Genomic DNA, 2,548 nt, shown 5'->3' on the forward strand with positions numbered 1-2,548 from the left:
ACCTCCACGCCCGCGGTGCTGACCGTCGTGGCGCCCAGCGCGCCCTCGAAGTCCAGCGTGGTGAAGGCCTCCGCGCTCTGGCCGTCCGGCGCCACGGAGACGGAGATGCGGGCGTACTGGAGCTTTTGCGAGACGAGCGGGGCCTGCGCGCCGGGCACGGGGAGGGACACACCGTCGTGCTCGGCCTGCTTCAGGGTGGTGACGATTTCGGCTTCCGGTCCGGCCAGGGCGCCCAGCAGGCGCGAGCCCAGGAACACGAGGACGCAGGCGGCCGCGAGCACGGCGATGGCGATGCCCCCCAGCCGGCCCCAGTCCTCCGAGCGCCTCACGAGCCCAGCATCTTCTGGGCGCGCTGGGCGGCGGGCGTGCCCGGCAGACGCTTGAGGACTTCCTTCAGCGTGTTCTGCGCGCGCTCCGTGTCGTTGAGCTTCACGTACGCGTTGTGGAGGTCGAAGAGGGCCTCCTCCTCCAGCGGCGTGCCCGGGTAGTCCTTGAGCAGCCCCTCCAGGCGCTGGGCCACGGCCTTCCAGCGCTCGCGCCTGGCGTAGAAGGACGCGACGTACAGCTCATGGCGCGCCAGGCGCTCCCGGGCGTCATCCCGGTGCATCTTGGCGTCCTTCACGTACTGCGAATCCGGGTACTCGCGCAGGAAGACGTTCATGGCCCGGAGCGCGTCGTACATGGGCTTCTGCTCCTTCTCGTAGGAAGGCGGCAGGGCGAAGAACTCCGAGGGGAACTCCTGCACGTAGGACAGGGCCGCGCGGTAGGCCGCGTAGTCCACCTTGGGGTGCGTGGGGTGCAGCCGCATGAAGGAGTCGAACTTCTCACGCGCCTCCGGGAACATCTCCCGGGCGAAGTCCAGGTCCCCCAGCTTGAGCTCCGCCTCGCGGGCGGCCTCCAGGTAGGGGAACTTGGTGCGGACGTGGTCGAAGTACTTCTCCGCCTTGAGGTAGTCCTTGTCCTCCAGCGCGGCCTCGCCCAGGGCCAGGTTCTCCGCCGCCTGGGTGGCGTAGTCAGGCTCGCCCGCGGGCCCCGCGGAGAGGGCGGCACAGGCGGACAACATCAGGGCGGACAGGACGAGGACGGCGGAGCGCATCACGCCCCCAAACTATTCGTCCTGCCCGGAGGGGTCCAGCGAAGGTTCTCCCACCAGCCGGGTCACGATGTCCGGCGCGAAACCCCTGCCCAACAGGAGCCGCCCCGCCCGCGCCTGCTCCTTCGCGTCCAGCGGGCGGCCCGCCAGGCGCCTCTTCTCCAGCACCTGCCGGGCGGCCTCCAGCGCGTCGAAGCCCACCGCGTCCTTCGCGTCCGACAGCGCGCGCCGGGCCTCCGTGCCCTCCAGTCCGTGCGCTTGCAGACGCTGGAGCACGGCGCGAGGGCCCAGCTTCCCCTTGGACAAAAGGGCGGCGGCGCGGTCGCGCGCGAACTTCGCGTCGTCCAGGTAGCCCCACTCCGACAAACGGGCGAGCACCGCGTCGCGCACGGACTCCGGATAGCCCTTGCGCTCCAGGGCGAGCGACAGCTCATGCCGGCTCCTGCCGCGTGCCTTGAGCAGGCGCAGACAGGCATCGGTGGCGCGCTGGACAGCCTCGGGGCCTTCGGGCTCGTCAACCATCGCGGAGTCCCTACCATGTGGTAACAGGCCGAAGCCATGCACCCCATCCTCGCCCGCTTCCTCACCGCTGACGCCGCCAGGGAAACGCTCCGCAAGGAGAAGGCGGGCGAACCGCTGACTCCGGAGGAGCAGCACTTCGTGGCCGCCGCGGACACCAACCCCAAGCAGAAGGCCATGCTCCTGGGCGTCAGTGGCCGCGCGCTGTCCTCGGACGCACAGGCCGCGCTGGTGCTCCTGGCCGCGCACGCCGCCGCGCGCGCGCTCGCGGCGGACGAGTCCCTGGCCGCCGCCACGCAGAAGGCGCGCGAGGCGCTGAAGGAGGAGGGCGCGAGCGACGAGGAGTCGGATGCCTTCCTCGCGTCCATCCTGCTGGAGGAGGCCTTCGGCTACGAGCAGGAGGTGGACAGCTTCGACGCGGACTACGTGAAGGAGTCCCTGGGCGAGGTGCCCGCCCTGGCCTCGCTGTCCAAGGAGTCCGTGGACGCGCTGTTCCTCGCGTTCGCCAAGGCCGCGCCCAACGACGCGGACCGCAAGGCGCGCGAGCACATGGCGCGGGCGCTCTTCGACATCGCGTGGGCGGAGGGGCCCACCTCCATCAACCCGGAGCACCTGGAGACGCTGCTGGACAACGAGGTCGTCCAGGAGTCCGACGAGGTGCAGGACGCGCGCGTGCGCGCCACCGTGTCGCTGCTCCAGACGCTGGCGCACCAGGGGCTCATTGGTCCCATGCGCCTCACCCGGCTGCGCGCGCAGCTGGGGGACGACGACGCCTGAGCGGCGCCGCCCTCCCCTTTTCGTGAAGCGCTAGAAGCGTTCGATCTGGAAGTCGTCGTCGCCCCCGGCCGCCGGAGCGGGCGCGGCCACCGGGGCGGGCGTGGGCGGACGGGCCGCCACCTGCGGAGCTGTCTCTTATACACCTCTGACGCTGCCGAC

At 71.2% G+C, this 2,548-nt stretch carries 3 protein-coding genes and 1 pseudogene; 1 reads left to right on the forward strand and 3 read right to left on the reverse strand.

What is annotated here, in order from left to right; all coding sequences use genetic code 11:
- The 3 genes and pseudogenes from D7X55_RS38320 to D7X55_RS38330 form a co-directional block, all read right to left on the reverse strand.
- Positions 1–329: pseudogene (locus D7X55_RS38320) on the reverse strand (hypothetical protein); the annotation flags it as partial.
- Positions 326–1,096 carry an outer membrane protein assembly factor BamD gene (locus D7X55_RS38325; RefSeq protein ID WP_120549155.1) on the reverse strand — a complete coding sequence of 257 codons (771 nt, stop codon included), beginning with the start codon at positions 1,094–1,096 and terminating at the stop codon, positions 326–328. The pseudogene D7X55_RS38320 and the gene D7X55_RS38325, both read right to left, overlap by 4 nt.
- Before the next feature lie 12 nt (positions 1,097–1,108).
- Entirely contained in the window at positions 1,109–1,615 is a 507-nt protein-coding gene (locus tag D7X55_RS38330) for a regulatory protein RecX (protein WP_120549156.1), read from the reverse strand.
- Between the two features lie 36 nt (positions 1,616–1,651).
- Here D7X55_RS38330 and D7X55_RS38335 point away from each other — a divergent pair, with 36 nt between their 5' ends.
- Positions 1,652–2,389, forward strand: coding sequence for a hypothetical protein (locus tag D7X55_RS38335; protein ID WP_120549157.1), 738 nt, complete (start codon positions 1,652–1,654; stop codon positions 2,387–2,389).
- Positions 2,390–2,548: the final 159 nt, after the last annotated feature.

Origin of the sequence: Corallococcus sp. AB049A, assembly GCF_003668885.1 — a bacterium.
In the GTDB taxonomy this organism is placed as follows: domain Bacteria; phylum Myxococcota; class Myxococcia; order Myxococcales; family Myxococcaceae; genus Corallococcus; species Corallococcus interemptor.

Excerpts from the sequence above, each read along its gene's own strand:
- D7X55_RS38325 (WP_120549155.1), bottom strand. The coding sequence starts at position 1,096 with ATGCGCTCCGCCGTCCTCGTCCTGTCCGCCCTGATGTTGTCCGCCTGT.
- D7X55_RS38330 (WP_120549156.1), bottom strand. The coding sequence starts at position 1,615 with ATGGTTGACGAGCCCGAAGGCCCCGAGGCTGTCCAGCGCGCCACCGAT.
- D7X55_RS38335 (WP_120549157.1), top strand. The coding sequence starts at position 1,652 with ATGCACCCCATCCTCGCCCGCTTCCTCACCGCTGACGCCGCCAGGGAA.